At 61.0% G+C, this 16493-nt stretch carries 13 protein-coding genes; 9 read left to right on the forward strand and 4 right to left on the reverse strand.

Annotation, left to right across the window (positions count from 1 at the left end; translation table 11 throughout):
* The 3 genes from ABRP93_RS10675 to purT all read left to right on the forward strand — a co-directional run.
* On the forward strand, positions 1–939 hold a 939-nt coding region (locus ABRP93_RS10675), incomplete at its 5' end, for a VaFE repeat-containing surface-anchored protein (protein WP_349887918.1).
* A 135-nt stretch (positions 940–1074) separates the two neighbouring features.
* On the forward strand, positions 1075–1812 hold the full coding sequence (locus ABRP93_RS10680) for a class F sortase (protein ID WP_349887919.1): 738 nt from the start codon (positions 1075–1077) through the stop codon (positions 1810–1812).
* Positions 1813–1977: 165 nt separating this feature from the next.
* Positions 1978–3330 (forward strand): formate-dependent phosphoribosylglycinamide formyltransferase, encoded by a 1353-nt coding sequence (gene purT / locus ABRP93_RS10685; RefSeq protein ID WP_349887920.1) that lies wholly within the window; start codon positions 1978–1980, stop codon positions 3328–3330.
* A gap of 77 nt (positions 3331–3407) precedes the next feature.
* Here purT and ABRP93_RS10690 read toward each other — a convergent pair whose 3' ends face one another.
* Positions 3408–4769, reverse strand: coding sequence for an FAD-dependent oxidoreductase (locus ABRP93_RS10690; protein ID WP_349887921.1), 1362 nt, complete (start codon positions 4767–4769; stop codon positions 3408–3410).
* A 235-nt stretch (positions 4770–5004) separates the two neighbouring features.
* Between ABRP93_RS10690 and pta the strand changes: the two genes are divergently transcribed.
* Both pta and ABRP93_RS10700 read left to right on the forward strand, forming a co-directional pair.
* Entirely contained in the window at positions 5005–6372 is a 1368-nt protein-coding gene (gene pta / locus ABRP93_RS10695) for a phosphate acetyltransferase (protein ID WP_349887922.1), read from the forward strand.
* Positions 6373–7596 carry an acetate kinase gene (locus ABRP93_RS10700; protein WP_349887923.1) on the forward strand — a complete coding sequence of 408 codons (1224 nt, stop codon included), beginning with the start codon at positions 6373–6375 and terminating at the stop codon, positions 7594–7596. It abuts the gene before it with no gap.
* Positions 7597–7599: 3 nt separating this feature from the next.
* Here the strand turns inward: ABRP93_RS10700 and ABRP93_RS10705 are convergent, their stop codons facing one another.
* Genes ABRP93_RS10705 through ABRP93_RS10715 form a run of 3 tightly spaced genes read right to left on the reverse strand, consistent with a single transcriptional unit; the run spans position 7600 to position 12979 of the window.
* The gene (locus ABRP93_RS10705) at positions 7600–10518 is read right to left on the reverse strand and encodes a serine/threonine protein kinase (protein WP_349887924.1); all 2919 of its coding nucleotides are present in this window, start codon (positions 10516–10518) and stop codon (positions 7600–7602) included.
* Entirely contained in the window at positions 10515–11534 is a 1020-nt protein-coding gene (locus tag ABRP93_RS10710) for a glutamate ABC transporter substrate-binding protein (protein ID WP_239268526.1), read from the reverse strand. The genes ABRP93_RS10705 and ABRP93_RS10710 overlap by 4 nt, the downstream gene beginning before the upstream one ends.
* On the reverse strand, positions 11534–12979 hold the full coding sequence (locus ABRP93_RS10715) for a GlnX family signal transduction membrane protein (RefSeq protein ID WP_239268523.1): 1446 nt from the start codon (positions 12977–12979) through the stop codon (positions 11534–11536). Before ABRP93_RS10715 ends, ABRP93_RS10710 begins: the two co-directional genes overlap by 1 nt.
* Before the next feature lie 70 nt (positions 12980–13049).
* On the opposite strand from ABRP93_RS10715, the gene ABRP93_RS10720 reads away from it, so the two are divergent.
* The 4 genes from ABRP93_RS10720 (at position 13050) to ABRP93_RS10735 (ending at position 16301) form a co-directional block, all read left to right on the forward strand.
* The gene (locus tag ABRP93_RS10720; protein ID WP_023024031.1) at positions 13050–13544 is read left to right on the forward strand and encodes an NUDIX domain-containing protein; all 495 of its coding nucleotides are present in this window, start codon (positions 13050–13052) and stop codon (positions 13542–13544) included.
* Between the two features lie 30 nt (positions 13545–13574).
* Positions 13575–14594: an ABC transporter ATP-binding protein gene (locus tag ABRP93_RS10725; protein ID WP_349887925.1), complete on the forward strand. Its 1020-nt coding sequence runs from the start codon at positions 13575–13577 to the stop codon at positions 14592–14594.
* 6 nt (positions 14595–14600) lie between these two features.
* Positions 14601–15377 carry an ABC-2 transporter permease family protein gene (locus ABRP93_RS10730; RefSeq protein WP_298693632.1) on the forward strand — a complete coding sequence of 259 codons (777 nt, stop codon included), beginning with the start codon at positions 14601–14603 and terminating at the stop codon, positions 15375–15377.
* 396 nt (positions 15378–15773) lie between these two features.
* Positions 15774–16301, forward strand: coding sequence for a CAP domain-containing protein (locus tag ABRP93_RS10735; protein ID WP_349887926.1), 528 nt, complete (start codon positions 15774–15776; stop codon positions 16299–16301).
* Positions 16302–16493: the final 192 nt, after the last annotated feature.

Raw genomic sequence — 16493 nt, forward strand, 5'->3', positions numbered from 1 at the left:
GATGCTGAGAAGCCGAATGAGGTTGCTGAGCACAAGGACATTGATGATAAGGATCAGACCGTAACCTCTGATGACTCTAAGAAGGATCTGAAGCCGGAGATTTCGACGAATGCTGATTTTGCTCAGGGTTCGCATGAGGTTGTTGCTGGTGCTGAGATTGTTGATGAGGTCAGCTATGAGGGCTTGGTTCCTGGTAAGGAATACACGCTGCAGGCTGAGTTGATTAGCAAGGCTGATGGTCGGACTGTTCTGGGTAAGGGTGAGACGACCTTTACTCCGGAGGAGTCTGCTGGCAAGGTTGATGTGAAGATCACTGTTGATAGTGATGTGACGGAGCCGGTTGAGGCTGCGGTTGCCTTTGAGGAGTTGACTTCTACTGAGGTTGACGCTGAGGGTGAGGACACTCCGGATGCTGAGAAGCCGAATGAGGTTGCTGAGCACAAGGACATTGATGATAAGGATCAGACCGTAACCTCTGATGACTCCGATGTCCCAGGCAAGCCGTCCAAGGGCAAGATTCCTAAGTGGGCCATCCTGATTCCGGGCATTGGCTTGGGAATCGGCTTGGGCAAGATTATCTTCGGTCACCACGATCACGACCACGGCCACCATGATCACGACAAGCCGAAGGATCGTCCTGAGAAGGACACCGAGGGCCACGGCGAGCACCCAAGCACCGAGGTGAAGGGGCAGGATACGCCGGATAAGGTTGACCAGAACTCCAGCGAAGAGCCTCGCCCCACCGAGGTGAAGGGCCAAGATACGCCGGATAAGGTTGACCAGGGTACTGACAAGGACGATCGTCCTGTCGAGGTTATGGGCCAAGAGCCTGGAAAGACTGGTAAACCGTTACCGTCCGACGCAGGACGTACGCAGATCAAGTCCGTACCGTCCGGTGCTACCAAGCTTGACCCAGGTATGCAGGACTACATTCAGTAGTGTGAGCGTACTGGTCAGGTAACAGGCCATAGCGCCTGGGCACAACATGTCCCCCTTCAGGGTGTCACCGCACACGCTGGAGGGGGCAACCCATCTGATGAACCATCGAGAAGACCACAATGAGGAGATTGGGCAATGTCTGAGGAGACAGGCCGCGAGGAACCCGTAAGCCAGGGTAAGAAGATCGGCTTTATCGTGCTGGTAGTGGCCGTAATTCTGATGTTGATCCAGCTGGCTCTCTACCTCACCACCGGTGGGGAAGATGATGAGGCTAGTGAGGGGGCATCGGAAAGCGTCTCGGTCGTAGACACTCCGGACGATAAGGGCGATGCCTACGTCGATGATTCCGGCGCGCAGGAGCACGAATTCGAGCCGGCGCCGGGCGAGTTCCAGGGCTTCGAAGGCATGTCCGTGGGTATCGACGGTGAGTTTGCCGCTGTGGATCCGGTGCAGGTGACGGACCAGGGCGTGCTGTTGCCGCCACATGATGTCTCCCGCCTAGGTTGGTACTCCGCCTCGGCCGTGCCTGGCGATGCCGGCAATGTCGGTTCCAGCGTGATCACCGGCCACGTGAACTACCAAGGCCAAGGCACCGGCTACGCGGAGAAATTCACTCGGTTGCAGGAAAACCAGGAATTCACCGTGGTCATCGATGGTGAGGAGCGCACCTTCCGTGTGACGGAAAAGCCGTACCGCCTGCCCAAGGGCGGGGATTTCCCGGACGTGGTTAATGACACGGACGGTACCAACCGCCTAGTCCTTATCACCTGCGGTGGCAAGTTCGTCGGCGGTGCGCTGGGGTATGAGGACAACATCATTACCGTGGCAGAGCCAGTCGATGCCCCGGCTCCGCCAGAGGCACCCCAGTCCTAGCAGTCCGCTTTAGAGCCCAACGAGCGCCCGGTTCGAGGATGAAAATCCTTGGCCGGGCGCTTGCGTTTGTGCACTTCACGCATGTGCGTCCAGGACGTAGCTGGTATCTATGAAATAATTTGGGGAAGTATCTGCTGCTCGGAGCGGAATCAAAGGAGCAAAGTCATGGATATTCCAGGCAAAATCGCCGGTCATATCGGCACGCCGCTAACGGGCAATGCCACGAAGGTATTGCTGCTCGGCGCGGGCGAGTTGGGAAAGCAGCTGGCTATTTCCTTCCAGTCCCTGGGCCTTGAGGTGCACGCGGTGGATAAGTACCAGGGAGCGCCGGCGCACCAAGTGGCGCACTACAGCTATATCGCGGATATTACTGACTCCGCCCAGGTATCAGAATTGGTGCAGCAGATTCAGCCGCACTACGTGGTGCCAGAGGTTGAAGTCGTCGCGGTGGAGGCCCTGGAGCAGGTTGAGCAGTCCACCGATGCCGTCGTCGTGCCCACGGCGCGCGCCTGCGCGCTCACCCAGGACCGCGAGCGGGTGCGCGCGGTGGCGGAAGATATTGGGCTGCCGACCTCGGCCTACCGCTTTGCCTCCTCGGTGGAGGAGCTGGAGGAAGCGGCGACGGAGCTGGGGTTTCCGTGCATCGTGAAGCCGGACGTGTCCACCTCGGGCAAAGGCCACATGCTGGCGCGGGATGTAGAAGACGTGCGCGAGGCGTGGGAGACGGTGCGCCGCGTGTCCTCGGATTCGCAGCGCGTGGTGGCGGAGCGCTTCGTGGATTTTGACCTTGAGGTCACGCTGCTGGCCATCCGGTCCATCGATCCGGCCACGGGCAAGCTGGCCACGTGGTTTAGCGAGCCCATTGGCCACCGCCACGAAAAGGGCGATTTGGTTGAGGAGTGGCAGCCTACCGGCATGAGCGAGATTGCGCTGGAGAACGCGCGCTCGGTTGCAGCGCGCATCTCCAATGAGCTGGGCGGGCGCGGCGTGTACGGCGTGGAGCTTTTCGTCGCCGGCGATGATGTTTACTTTTCTTCGGTCTCCCCGCGGCCTTCGGATACGGCGATGCTTACCACTTATACGCAGCGCTTTTCCCAGTTTGACCTGCACGCCCGCGCCATTTTGGGCTATCCCATCGATGCCACGTTGATAACCCCGGGGGCCGGCATGTTTTTGCACGCGCAGGAGCCGCTTGATGATGTCGCCTTTACCGGCATCGCCTCCGCCCTCCACTACGCCGAGACGGACGTGAAGCTCTTTGGCAAGCCCGATGCCTATAAAGGCCGGCGCATGGGGCTTGTGACCACGACGGCGGAAACGGTGGAAGAGGCCCGCGACCGCGCCGCGTTGGCGGCGCATAAGGTGAGCGTGACCTCGACTCCTGGCCTGCTCGCGCAGGGCGGTGCGCGCGGCATCGACCCGCAGGCGGACAACGTGCCAGATATCGAGGTCATTGAATATGAGGGTGGGGTCGAACTCGACCCCAAGCTGACCTCAGGCGTGGACGATACCGACTAGCGCAGCGCTGGTTAGCGCTGCGGGGCACTGCCGACCGTGCCAGTCGGTGCCTAGTCAGGCCCGCAGTGCAGCGCTGGTTAGCGCTGCGGGCCGGCGTGCTTGACCATCTCGTCCCACTCGACGATCTTGATGCGCTCGCGGCCGTGCGGCTCTCCGGCGGCCTGCTCGGCGGAGTTGAGGCGGTGCCAGCCGTCCCAGGTAGTGACGGCTATATCGCGGCTGCTGAGCAGGTCGAGGATATCCTGCGGATCGCGCTTGGTGGCGGACTCGAGCTCGCCTGCCTTGTAATCCTCTAGCAGCATGCCGGTGGTGTCCTTGGCATCGGATTTAGTATTGCCAATCAAGCCCACCGGGCCGCGCTTGATCCAGCCGGTGGTGTAGAGGCCGGGTAGCTTTTCGCCGTCTACGCCGGTGAGAACGTGGCCGCCGTCGTTGGGCATGGTGGCCGTGTCGTCATTGAAAGGAATGCCCTCCACGGACTGCGGGTGGTAGCCCACAGCGCGGTAGACCGATTGCACGGGCCACTCGGTGAACTTGCCGGTGCCGCTTACGGAGCCATCGCCATTGAGCTGGGTGCGCTCGGTTTTGATGGCGGTGACGTGGCCGGCATCGCCAAGCACCTCTACTGGGGACTCGAAGAAGTGGATGTAGAGCTTGTGCGGGGCATCGCCAGGCTCGCGCATGGCGTAGGACTCTAGGGTCTGGCAGACCAAGTCGGTGGACTTGGCGGCGCGGCGAGCTTCTTCCGATGCCTCGTCGTAGATGATGTCCTCTGGGTCCACGATGACCTCGATGGTGGGGGACTCATCGAGCTCCTTGAGCTCCTTCGGCGTGTACTTGGCCTGCGCCGGGCCGCGGCGGCCAAAGACGTGGACCTCCTTGGCGCGGTTTTCCTTCAGGGAAGAGTAGACGTTGTCCGGGATCTCCGTCACCAGCAGCTCGTCTGCGGTCTTGGCCAAGATGCGGGACACGTCGAGCGAAACGTTGCCCACGCCCACGACGGCGACGGACTCCGCCGACAGGTCCCAGTCGCGCTCGAAGTTGGGGTTGCCGTCATAAAAGCCCACGAATTCGCCGGCGCCGTGGTTGCCCTCGAGGTCCTCGCCGGGGATGCCCATTTCCTTATCGGCGGTGGCGCCGGTGGCGAAGATGATGGCGTCGTAGTAATCGCGCATCTCTTCGACGGTGATGTCCTTGCCCACTTCGATATTGCCCAGGAAGCGGATGTCTTCCTTCTCCATCACATTGTGCAGCGACTGCACGATGCCCTTAATGCGCGGGTGATCCGGGGCGACGCCGTAGCGAATCAAACCAAAGGGCGCGGGCATCTTTTCAAAGAGATCGATCTGCACGTCCACATCGGACTTTACGAGGAGGTCAGAGGCGTAAATGCCGGCCGGTCCGGAGCCGACCACGGCGACACGCATGGGGCTAGTCATCTGTTTAGGGTGTCCTTTCTTTAGGTTTTTCTCACATTCTACGCGGTGGCAGTGCGATAAATGCCACACTGCTCTGAGTTATCTACCCCCAGTTTAGGAGGTTGCGGAAGGGCGGGGGAGGGGGTGATTCACGTACAGTGGAGTCGTCACCACGTGCTAGTAACTGTGATGTACGGCATAATGTTACGGCGCGTGTTCCAAGTGTTCCCGTGACGGCAAAGGAAAGGTAATCCGCATGTCTGCATCCCAGTCCACAGTGTTAAGCTCCATCGGTCGCGGCTTCGATGGCCTCGATATTCCCGCCTTGGCGGATAGCCTTGGCGCTGAACTGCTCCGCTTAGAAGATTTCGACCCCACGGTGGCGGATGTATTGGCCCACGCGCCCACCGCTACTGCCGATGCCATCTTGGTTCAAGGCACCGGCGAGATCTCCTTCGATGCGGAGGTCGCCGCCGCGCTGGGCCTGCCGCTGGTCATTATCTCCGGCGCCCCAGAGCGTGCCGCGGAGCTGGCACAGCGCAAGGCAGAGTCCCTCGGCGCCACCGTGGCAGGCGTCTTCACCGACCTAGAGGCCGTGCCAGGTGCGTTAAGCGCGGCAGAGGAGACCGCGCCCGTCATGTCCGCAGACCTCTTCCAAAAGCAGCTCATCGACCAAGCCAAGACGACTGGATCCCACATCGTCTTGCCAGAGGGCGATGATGACCGCATCCTTGAAGCCGCCGATGCCCTGCTGCGCGATGAGGTTGCCCGGCTGACCATCCTGGGCAAGGAATCCGATATCCAGGCCCGCGCCAAGGAGCTGGGTCTGGATGTCTCGGGTGCCGATATCATTGACCACCTGGAATCGCCGCTTGCAGAGGAATTCGCTGCCGATTTCGCAGAACTGCGCAAGAAGAAGGGCGTGACCCTGGAGCAGGCCCGCGAGACCATGCAGGACATCTCCTACTTCGGCACCATGATGGTGCACAAGGGGCTTGCCGATGGCATGGTCTCCGGCGCTGCCCACACCACCGCCCACACCATTAAGCCGTCCTTCCAGATCATTAAGACCAAGCCGAATGCTTCGGTGGTCTCCTCCATCTTCCTGATGGTCATGCGCGGGCGCCTGTGGGCCTTTGGTGACTGCGCCGTGAACCCGAATCCGACGGCGGAACAGCTGGGCGAAATCGCCGTGGTGTCCGCGCAGACCGCGTCCCAGTTCGGCATCGACCCGCGCGTGGCCATGCTGTCCTACTCCACCGGCGCTTCCGGCACCGGCCCGGACGTCGAGCGCGCCATCGAAGCCGTAGAGGCAGCCAAGAAGCTGGACTCCTCGGTGAAGGTGGATGGCCCGCTACAGTTCGACGCAGCCTGCGATCCCGGCGTTGCCGCAAAGAAGATGCCGGATTCTGATGTTGCAGGTAAGGCCAATGTCTTCGTCTTCCCCGATCTGGATGCCGGCAATATTGGCTATAAGACCGCGCAGCGCACCGGCGGCGCCTTGGCCGTGGGCCCCATCCTGCAGGGCCTGAACAAGCCGGTCAACGATCTATCCCGCGGCGCTACCGTTCCGGACATCATCAATACCGTTGCCATCACCGCTATCCAGGCTGGAGAGAAATAAATGTCATACGTACTGGTCCTTAACTCGGGATCCTCGTCCATCAAGTTTCAGCTGGTGGACCCAACCGCTAACGCCACCGATGATCCACTCGTCTCTGGCCTGGTGGAACAAGTTGGTGAGCCGAGCGGCGCCATTACCATCAAGGTTGGCGGGGAAAAATTCACCGAGGAACTGGAAGTTCCCGATCACTCCTTTGGCCTAAAGCGCGCCTTTGACCTGATGGATGATCATCAGGTGGGCACGAAGGACGTCGATATCATCGCTGTGGGCCACCGCGTGGTGCACGGCGGCCGCCTCTTTTCGGAGCCGCAGCTCATCGAGGATCAAATTGAATCGATGATCGAGGACCTCATCCCGCTGGCCCCGCTGCATAACCCGGCCAACTTGGACGGCATCCGCGTGGCGCGCAAGATCCTGCCGGATATTCCGCACGTCGCGGTCTTCGATACCGCGTTCTTTAATACCTTGCCGCCGGCCGCAGCGCTTTATGCCATCAATAGCGAGGTCGCCTCCAAATACGATATCCGCCGCTACGGCTTCCACGGCACCTCCCACGAATTCGTCTCCCAGCAGGTGCCGAAGATCTTGGACCGCGATCCGGCGCACACCCACCAGATCACGCTGCACCTGGGCAATGGTGCCTCTGCGGCGGCCATCCGCAATGGCCGTGCCATCGATACCTCGATGGGCCTTACCCCGCTGGCCGGCCTGGCCATGGGTACGCGTACCGGTGATATCGACCCAGGTATCATCTTCCACCTGGTGCGCCAGGCGGGCATGAGCATCGACGACATCGATAAGCTGCTCAACAAGCAATCCGGTGTCAAGGGCATCGCGGGCGTCAATGACTTCCGTACGTTGCGCGAGCACATTGATAAGGGCGATGAAGACGCATGGCTGGCGTATAACATCTACATCCACCAGCTGCGCCGCTTCATCGGCTCCTACATGATTGCCCTGGGTCGCGTGGACGCGATTACCTTCACCGCCGGCGTGGGCGAAAATGACACCGAGGTGCGCCAGGACGCGCTGTACAACCTGGATATGTACGGCATCGACTTTGATAAGGAGCGCAACCTCGTCCGCTCCGATGAGCCGCGGGTCATCTCCACCGATGATTCGCCCGTCAAGGTCTTGGTGGTTCCCACCAACGAGGAGCTGGCCATCGCGCAGAAGTCTGCGGAGGTCGCCGCCCAGGCGCGCGAGGCCGGCCTTTTTAAGTAGGCCCTAGAAGGTGGTGATGGGCCGGACCTGGTTGGCCAAGTCCACCAGCGCGTAGCGGTGGCGGCTAAACGGGGCCTGGCGGGCAAGGGCCCGCAGGGTCTCGGCCAGGCCGGTGCGCAGGCCGCGCTGGGTAAAGGCGTACTCGAAGAGATCATTCGGCGAGGACGCCCGCGCGAGATCGGCGTTGCGCAAAAAGTTCAGCCCCGCGGAGATGACGGCGATCTTGATTTGGAGAAAGCGCGGCTCGTTGGTGGGGACTTCTTCGAGGCGTCGGGCAGCGCGGCGAATGCGCGATTCCGATAGATCGTGCACGATGAGCTGCAGCACGGTGGTTAGAAGCGCCATACGGAAGTGACGCGAGGCATTGGGGACCTTATCCAAGGTGGCTACAGACAACTCCACCTGGCCCTCCGCGCGCAATTGGCGGGCAAGCCCAAAGGCGGAGGACACGGTCGTGGGGTTGGTGGCCCAGACGATGCCGTATAGCCGCATGGAATTAAACCGCAGCGCGCCCGGGTCTTGGGTGACATGCGACCAGATTTCTGGCTGGCCCTCGAAGGCGGAAGAGGGGAGATCCGCCAGGGTGGAGTAGAGGTTGGAGCAGGCGCGGGCAACGGTGGCATCGATAAGCGATGTTTCACTGTAATCAATCTGCTGCAGGATGAGCTCATTGATGGCCGCGATGGCGAGCTTGGGGGCGGCCTCGCCGGGCAATAAATCGAGGACAGCGGCGAAGTACTCTTGGGCATCGACGTAATCATCGTGCAAGAGCTCCGTAATGCCGGCGTACCACTGGTAGCGCCAGTCCTGGCCCAGGCGGCCCTCGATGGAGCCTAACCACTGGCGCGCCTCGTCGGTATAGCCCAGGTCGATCATGGAGCGCACCACGCCGAGGGGAATCTCGGCGGAATGCTCGTATTCCGGGGTGCGCATGGCCTGGCGCAGGGTCTCGAGGGCTTCCTGCGGCTCGGCATAGGACGTACCTTGCAGCAGGCTGGCGCCGACATCGTCGCGGTCTACCAGGGGCGTCGGCAAGGCGGAGACCACCTCGGGGGCGGTGATTTGGATGGTGCGATCGATGCCATCGATAAGCTGATCCGTGCGAAAGACCAGGTGCTTGGTGCCAAAGGTGGTACGTTGCGGCGAGAAGAGCGAGTGCTGGGAGGGGTACTGGCGGCCGTCGCGGATGGCCAGAACCTCGCGCAGCACGCCGTAGAGCTGGGTGCGCAGCTCCTTGATGGAGCTAAACCGGCACTGCGGATCGCGGTGGGTGGCGCGCAGCAGCAGGCGGTAGAGGGACAGGAAGCGGCGCAGATCCGGCTCCTTGGACGGGTTGGGGATGCCGGGGAGGAAGACGCCGTCCTCGCTGGGCAGCTTGAGGCACAGCGCGGCCAGGGTGCGGCCGATAGTGTAGATATCGCTGGCGATGGACGGGCCCTTGGAGGCGACCTCCGGGGCCTGAAAGCCCTGGGTACCATAGATAAAACCGAACGCCCCGATACCGGAGACCGCGCCCAAGTCAATGAGCTTGACCTGGTCCTCAGTGACGATGATGTTATCCGGCTTCAGGTCGTTATAGACCACGCCGCGCGAGTGCAGGTACTCCAGCGCCGGCAGGATTTCCAGGATATAGCCAATGGCAATGTCAACGGGAAGCAGCTCGTTGGGCTGCTTGTTCCGCCTGCTTCTTAGCGATGGCCCGCCCACGTACTCCATGACGATGAATCCACCCGGCACGCGGTCATCGTCGATGAAGTTAAAAATCTTGACGATGCCCGGGTGGGTAATGTCTGCCAGAAACTCGCGCTCGGCTTCGGCAGCGGCCGTCTCATCGGCTGACTTTTGGGCCTGCATGCCCTTGAGCACGACCACGCGCCCGGAGACGTAATGGTCATTGGCCAGGTAAATCCAGCCCATGCCGCCGTGGGCGATGACGCCGAGGATTTCGTATTGCTCCGCGACCATATCGCCCGGTTCTAGCTGCGGCGGCGGGACCTTCTTGCCCTTGATCTTCTCTGAGGGATCGATGAGGGCAGCGGTGGGATTGGCCGGGGTGATAAACGGCAGGCGCACCATGCCATCAGCAACCGGCCGCTCGGTGCGCTGCGTGCCGCGGCGCTCGCGGAAGGTATCGATCGCCTGCCGGCGCGAACGCTCCGAGGATTTTTCCTGGGCCGTTTTTTCATCGCGTTCGCTCTCGCGCTGGGCGCGGATATTCTCTAGGTCCGCGAGCAGGCTGGAGAGGTGATCCGGGTCGATGGATCCATCGTCGTCTTCATCGTCATCGGCGAAGGGATCGAAGGCCACCGCCGAGGTTCCCGGATCCTCCCGGTGCTCGATGGGCTCGCTGGCGAACGGGTCATACGCCACGGCCGCCGTGCCCACTCCGCCGGTTTCGCTGGCATCGTCGCTCTCATCGGCGTCGTTGCCATTTCGTACGCCCTGAGCCGCGGTGCCCTGGCCCTCTGCGCCCGGGCCAGTCGTGCGCTGGCCAGCAGCGTTTTGGCCAGCCGTGCTGCCGCCCGCTGTGCGCCTACCCGTGGCCTCCGTATCCGGGAAGGCAGCCGCGGGAGCCGTGCCGGAAACCTGCGCCGCGGCGGTATCAACATCAGCTTCGCTAGCGCCTTTATTGCTAGTGCCAGCGTTATGAGTGGTGGCCGCCGTATCGGCGCCGACGTTGCTGTTTGCAGAGTTGGGGCGAGCAGCGGCGGTATCCGGACCAGCGGGGTCGGCGGCGTCACCTGTGTTGGCTGCGTCAGGGGAGTCGGCAGCGCCGAGGTTGCGGTCTTGGTCAGGGTCTTGGCCGTGGTCAGCGTCGCGGTAGGAAGCCTTGGTAGGCTTTCGGAATTGGCGCTGGGTATCGAGGTTTTCGGGCTCTAGGTATTCGAGCTCGTCTTCGCTGAAATTCGGGTTATGCTTCATGACTTATCTTCCTCGATGTATGTACCCGACGGCAGGGTGGGCTCGTCCAGGTAAGCACCTAGCCACCTGTCAAAGATGTCGGACCACGTCCCGTCGCGGCGGATGCGCTCCAAGGTGGAATTGACCTGGCGCAGCAGCGGGCGGGAGTCATGATCCTTGCTAGGGCGGCGCGCGGCAACGCCGTAGTTCTCGGTCTTTAGGGGCTCGCCCACGATGGAGGTATAGGAATCCTGCGCGGCCATGCCGGAAAGCAGGGCATCATCAACCACCACGCCATCGGCCTGGTTGAGCTGCAGCGCCATGAGGCAATCGCCCCAGGAGCGAGTGATGAGGATATCGGACTTGGGGGCGCGCTCGCGGATGGTATCCAGCGCGGTGGATCCGCGCACCCCGCACAGTCTTTTGTCTTCCGCATCATCGATGGAATTCATCCCGGAGCTGGTGAGCACCAGCATGCGGGTCTGCGTGGTCATATAGGGGATGGAAAAGGCCACTTCCTTCTCGCGTTCGGGGCTAATGGTCATGGTGCGCACGATGATATCGACGGTGCCATTATCCAGCGCGGCGGTGCGGTCAGAGGATTCAACGAAGCGGAAATCCACCTTATTGGGATCGCCGAAGATATCGCGGGCAATCTCGTGAGCGATATCGACCTCGAAGCCGCGGACATCGCCGGAGGCGGCATCGCGGTAGCTCAGCAGGTTATTGGAGCGGTCCACGCCCACGATAAGGCGCCCGCGCTTGACGATGTCCGGCACCCGCTCCTTCGCCGTTTTGCCATCCGGCCGGTAGGTGCCTCTGAGTTCGGTATCGTCTTCCTTCTTGGGCGCGGTGCTACCGGCTTCTTCTATGGTGGAGCCCTCCGGCAGCGGCGGGCCGGGGCTGGCATCGAGCGCCTGCTGTTCGGGCGATTCCAGCGGCGGGGCGGAGCGAATATCGCAGCCGGCCAGCGCGAGGACACTGCAGGTGGCAACGATGGCGGTCAGCGGTGCGGTAAGCCGTGCTCGGTAGCGCATTAGAGGTACTCCTGCAGTCGGGGACGAATGCCCAGCCACACCGCGAAGATGGCGCACAGGGTGAGCAGGAAGACGGCGGAGGAGACCGCGGTCATGGCGGTCAGCCCGCGCTCTAGGTAGGTGCGCATGGCGATGCGCGCCTGGCCAATGAGCTCCGAAAGCTCGCTATCGAGCTCGTTGAAGGACTGCGCGGCGGTGGTCTCGCCATTCTCGGGATCGGTGATGGTGGCCTGGTAGACCGCCTCATCGTAGTCGCCCTCGCTCAGCGCCTCCATGAGCTTTTCGTGCGAGTCTTGCCACTTTTCGGTGGCGGCGCGGGCGCTGTGGATGAGCTCGGGATCGTTGACCTCGACGTCATCATCATGCAGCGCGCTTTCATAGTCCCCCAGCGCCTTTTCAATGGAATCTACCGAGCCGGAAAAGCGCTCGAGCGTATCTTCCTCAGACGAGCGCAGCACCAGCGCGAGGGTTTCTGAGGTGCGCGCCTGCTGCGCCTCAATGCGCGAGGCCGTTAGCGAATCCCACGGGCGCGAGGCGGTTTCAAAGCCCTGATGGCCGGTGGACCAGGTGGCCAAGTTAGACAGGGCCACCCAAAAAATGGCCAAGAAGAGCAGCACCGTTGCGGTTAAAAAGCCGCGGTTAAACCGGCGGCGCGTCTGGCGCCACAGCCACCATTGCGCGACGATGAGGAAGAAGACCGCGGCCAAAAGGCCAGAGAGCGGCACCCACTGAGGCGAGGTGAGCTTTTGCTGTTGCTGGTTGACCTTTGCGGTGGTCAGCTGGAAGAGCTCGGAGGCCGCCGGCAGGATGTGCTCGCGCATGAGCGAGGAGGCATTGGACATATAGGAGTTAGCCACGGCATTGCCGGCGCGGTGGTTCGAGCGCGCCTTTTCAATCATCGCGGTATAAATGGGCAGCTCGCGCTGGATGAAGGTGACGAGATCGCGCACGCGGGCATCGTCAGGCGTGGTGCCCAGCACGGATTCGGTCGCGGCGATGGAGGCGGCATCGATGGCATCGTTATAGCGCTCGCGATTGCCCTCTGATTCCACGCCGGCCTGCACGAACCCGGTGGTGGCGATGGTATCGGCCACCGATAGCGAGCTATAGAGGTGGTGGGCCGCATTGGACATCGGCTCGGTGGTATTAAGCAGCTCGTCGAGGTCGGAGTGGCGGGCGGCGGAAGACTGGGACATCGATAAGCCGGCGGCTCCTAATGCCACCGTGAGGATCAGGGTGACGGTAAAAAGCTTGCCCGGGGTGGTGGAAGCGAAGTAATAAAATCGCCGCAGCAGGCGCGCCGGGCCCGCAAACCATTCCATGGCCCGGTGGGTCAGCCCGCTTAGGGCCGGGCGAGAGGGCGCGGTAACCTCATCCAGCCAGTGATCGCTGGGGTGAGCGTCCTCATCGCGCTCTGACTCTACCCGCACTGCCTGCTCAGTCATTTACTTAGAATAACGCCCGCAGTGTGCTGGGCGCCACCATTTACCCGCGTGTGTGGCTAGGATAGGAAATATGCATAACCCTCACAGTGGAGACGGCTGGGCGGCGGGCCCCAGTGGCATTCGCGTATGGGGAAAATTCGGTGCCGCCGGCCTCTTCCTCGTCGCCGGGCGCGAGGTGCTGCTGCAACACCGCGCCGCGTGGACCAATAACGGCAATACCTGGGGGATTCCCGGCGGCGCGCGGGACCTACAAGAAAGCCCCACTCAGGCCGCGCTGCGGGAAACGCACGAGGAATGCGCCATCGCGCCTGCCGATGTCGAGGTGCTCGACACCCAAGTAACGGCCGGGCCCTATCCTCCGGCGGGGGATTTGCCGGGGGAGTGGACCTATACCACCGTGTTAGCGCGCACCCGCAGCGGCCTGCGCCTGCCCACCACCGCCAACGAGGAATCGCACGAGCTGCGCTGGGTGGGCCTGGATGAGGTGGAAAACCTGCCGCTTATCGCGCCATTTCGCCATGCCTTTCCCGCCCTGCGGCAGCGAGTGGAAAAACTGTACCGGTAAAGTATCCAAAATTATGGCACTGTAGTGCTCATGATTGAAGTACAGGGACTGACTAAGGATTACGGGTCTGTCCGCGCCGTTGAGGATCTCACCTTTCAGGTAAAGCCCGGTGTGGTCACCGGCTTCTTGGGGCCCAATGGTGCCGGCAAATCCACCACCATGCGGATGATTGTGGGCTTGGACGAGCCCACGGCGGGCCAGATTCGCGTTAACGGCAAACCCTACCGCGACCTGGAGCACCCGCTGCGCGAGGTGGGCGCGCTTTTGGATGCAAAGGCGGTACACCCCAACCGCACGGCCGCGAATCACCTGAAGTGGATGGCGGCGTCCAATGGCATTCCCGCCTCCCGCGTGGATGAGGTACTGGGGCTGGTGGGGCTTTCCGATGTCGCCGGTAAGAAAGCCGGCGGCTTTTCCCTCGGCATGGGCCAGCGCTTGGGCCTTGCTGGTGCTCTATTGGGTGATCCCGGAATCCTCATCCTGGATGAGCCGGTCAATGGCCTGGATCCAGAGGGCATCCGCTGGGTGCGTCAGCTCGTGCGCGCGCTGGCTGCAGAAGGCCGCACCATTTTGATTTCTTCCCACCTCTTGTCCGAGATGGCCCAGACCGCAGACCACCTCGTGGTCATTGGCAAGGGGAAGATGGTTGCGGATAAGCCCACCCACGAGTTTGTCCGCGGCCACTCGCAGTCCTTGGTGTATGTGCGCTCTAACCACCTCCCGGAATTCGGTGAGGCCCTAAGGAAGGAGGGCGTGTCCTTTACCGAATCTAAGGATGAGGAGGGCCGCCCGCGGCTCGAGGTCATCAACCAGACCACCGAGTTTGTGGGCGAGCTGGCCTATTCCACCGGGGTGCCGCTGCATGAGCTCACCCTGAAAAGCGCATCGCTGGAGGATGCCTTCATGGATCTCACCGGCGATGCCGTGCAGTATCACGCCGGCACGCCTGGTACCTCGGGCGCGCAGGCAGGTCAGGCGGGCCAGGTCGGCCAATCCGGCCAGCCAGGCCAATCCGGTGGGTTCGCCCGCCCCAACGAGCAGGAGGTTTAATCCGCCATGTTGAATATCTTGAAATCCGAGTGGATTAAGCTGCGCACCACCCGCTCCTTCTGGTGGACCACCGCGCTATTCCTTCTGTTTTCGTGGGGTTGGGCTGGTGTCACCGCAGCGTTTACTGAGCCGCTCGATCCGGAAGCCGTTGATATGGGCTTTCAGCCTATTGGGGCCGAGTTCACCGTCGTATTCCTGGTAACCCTGGGCCTGCCGGTGCTGATGATTCAGGCCATCATGCTGGTGACCACGGAATACCGCTTTGGCACCCAAGCCATTACCTTCATGGCCTCCCCACGGCGCTGGAGCGTGGCCGTGGCCAAGCTGGTCTTATACGCTGTCATCGCGGCCGTACTGACCTTCATCGGTGTGGTGGGCGCGTACCTGCTTACGGATCTGCTTGCTGATAGCTCCATTTCCGCCACCTTTGACCCCTGGAACGATGAAGTCGGCCGCGAGCAGCTGTGGAAGTACCCACTGGCCGCGGTCCTCGTGGTGGCCTTTGCCCAAGGCATCGGCATGCTCATTCGCCAGACCGCGGGCTCTGTGGCGCTGGGCCTTATTTTGTACTTGGGCGTGGATCAAATCGTCAGCATGATGCCCGTGGTAGGCGATAAGATCGGTAGCTTTATGCCCTTTACCGCTTTCCAGAACTGGCTATTCAATGTCCCAGTGGATAACGCACTGTGGACGGAATCCGCAGGCAGCGGCATCGTATTCTTCATCTGGGCCGCAGCGCTGTGGGCCCTTGGCGTGTTGGTGCTGCACAAGCGCGATGCTTAGGCGAGGGTATCGTGTTTGTAGAGAGGAAGCTCTAATTAATCTGTGGACCCTCCGGGCGAAGTTATTCGGGTTCGCCCAGCGTGGGTAGGTCTGTTGTTTGAGACATGACTGGTAACCGGCTGATTGTGATCAGCCGGTTATTTTTATTGGTGGTGGTTAATAGCTCGCTCGGAAAAGCAGCCTTTCCGGATGGGAATCTATCCGAGATCCCGAAGGAAAGGCGCACACCGCAGATTAAAATCTTGGCACCATTAAATATAATTTAAGTATATCGGAAATTCAGTTTAAATATTGTCTATACACTGACAATATTTTTCTTTTTCGTTAGGGTTGGAGGTGAAGAAAAAGAAATTGTGTAGAGCAATTTAGTCAAGTTTATCCGAGGGAGTGGTAAGTGTGTCCAATGAAATGCTTCCAGATTCTGTTAAAAAGTTTGTAGCCCCGACTATCGCGGGTGCCGCATTAGTGGGAGGTGGGGTAGCCGCAACTACCCCTCCAGCTAAGGCACAAGGACCTATCGGTAACGCTGCTGAAGTAGTTAGCCACATGAAGCCCGATGGGGCCCGTGCACACTCTATTGTTAACGAAGTCAATGCAGCAAGGGCGGATCATGGTTTAAATCCCGTGACAGAAAACCCTGCGTTAAACAATATCGCTCAAGACTGGGCCGACCATTTGGTGGGAACAGGGGATTTGCAGCATCGGCCAAATCACTGGGAAACCTATCCGGATAGTATTCCTGCCGGTGGCGAAAACGTCCTTCAAGCATGGGACGACTTCGCAGATGCGAAGCTGGTGAATATGTGGCTGAATTCTCCCAGCCACAGGAAGATTTTGCTGGACCCAGAAGCGAAAACGGTTGGCACGGGCATTGCCGTTGGCGCGAATGGTGAGCTTTTTGCCGTACAGAATTTTGGGCGTTAAAGAAGCGCCTTTTAATAATCCTCTTCGGAATAGGCGCGATATGATCACTCTTGTATTCCCTAAGCTTTTGATGCGCTCTCGCGCATAAGCAATGTCAGGAGCTAGGATCAGGCTTTACGGGCCCGAACCCCGGAAAGTGGACACGGGGATTTAATCAAGATGCGATAGTAAGTGTAGCTGATCCGGCGGCTT

This window comes from Corynebacterium sp. KPL2850, assembly GCF_040225855.1.
Lineage (GTDB): Bacteria > Actinomycetota > Actinomycetes > Mycobacteriales > Mycobacteriaceae > Corynebacterium.

Excerpts from the sequence above, each read along its gene's own strand:
- ABRP93_RS10680 (WP_349887919.1), top strand. The coding sequence starts at position 1,075 with ATGTCTGAGGAGACAGGCCGCGAGGAACCCGTAAGCCAGGGTAAGAAG.
- purT (WP_349887920.1), top strand. The coding sequence starts at position 1,978 with ATGGATATTCCAGGCAAAATCGCCGGTCATATCGGCACGCCGCTAACG.
- ABRP93_RS10690 (WP_349887921.1), bottom strand. The coding sequence starts at position 4,769 with ATGACTAGCCCCATGCGTGTCGCCGTGGTCGGCTCCGGACCGGCCGGC.
- pta (WP_349887922.1), top strand. The coding sequence starts at position 5,005 with ATGTCTGCATCCCAGTCCACAGTGTTAAGCTCCATCGGTCGCGGCTTC.
- ABRP93_RS10700 (WP_349887923.1), top strand. The coding sequence starts at position 6,373 with ATGTCATACGTACTGGTCCTTAACTCGGGATCCTCGTCCATCAAGTTT.
- ABRP93_RS10705 (WP_349887924.1), bottom strand. The coding sequence starts at position 10,518 with ATGAAGCATAACCCGAATTTCAGCGAAGACGAGCTCGAATACCTAGAG.
- ABRP93_RS10710 (WP_239268526.1), bottom strand. The coding sequence starts at position 11,534 with ATGCGCTACCGAGCACGGCTTACCGCACCGCTGACCGCCATCGTTGCC.
- ABRP93_RS10715 (WP_239268523.1), bottom strand. The coding sequence starts at position 12,979 with ATGACTGAGCAGGCAGTGCGGGTAGAGTCAGAGCGCGATGAGGACGCT.
- ABRP93_RS10720 (WP_023024031.1), top strand. The coding sequence starts at position 13,050 with ATGCATAACCCTCACAGTGGAGACGGCTGGGCGGCGGGCCCCAGTGGC.
- ABRP93_RS10725 (WP_349887925.1), top strand. The coding sequence starts at position 13,575 with ATGATTGAAGTACAGGGACTGACTAAGGATTACGGGTCTGTCCGCGCC.
- ABRP93_RS10730 (WP_298693632.1), top strand. The coding sequence starts at position 14,601 with ATGTTGAATATCTTGAAATCCGAGTGGATTAAGCTGCGCACCACCCGC.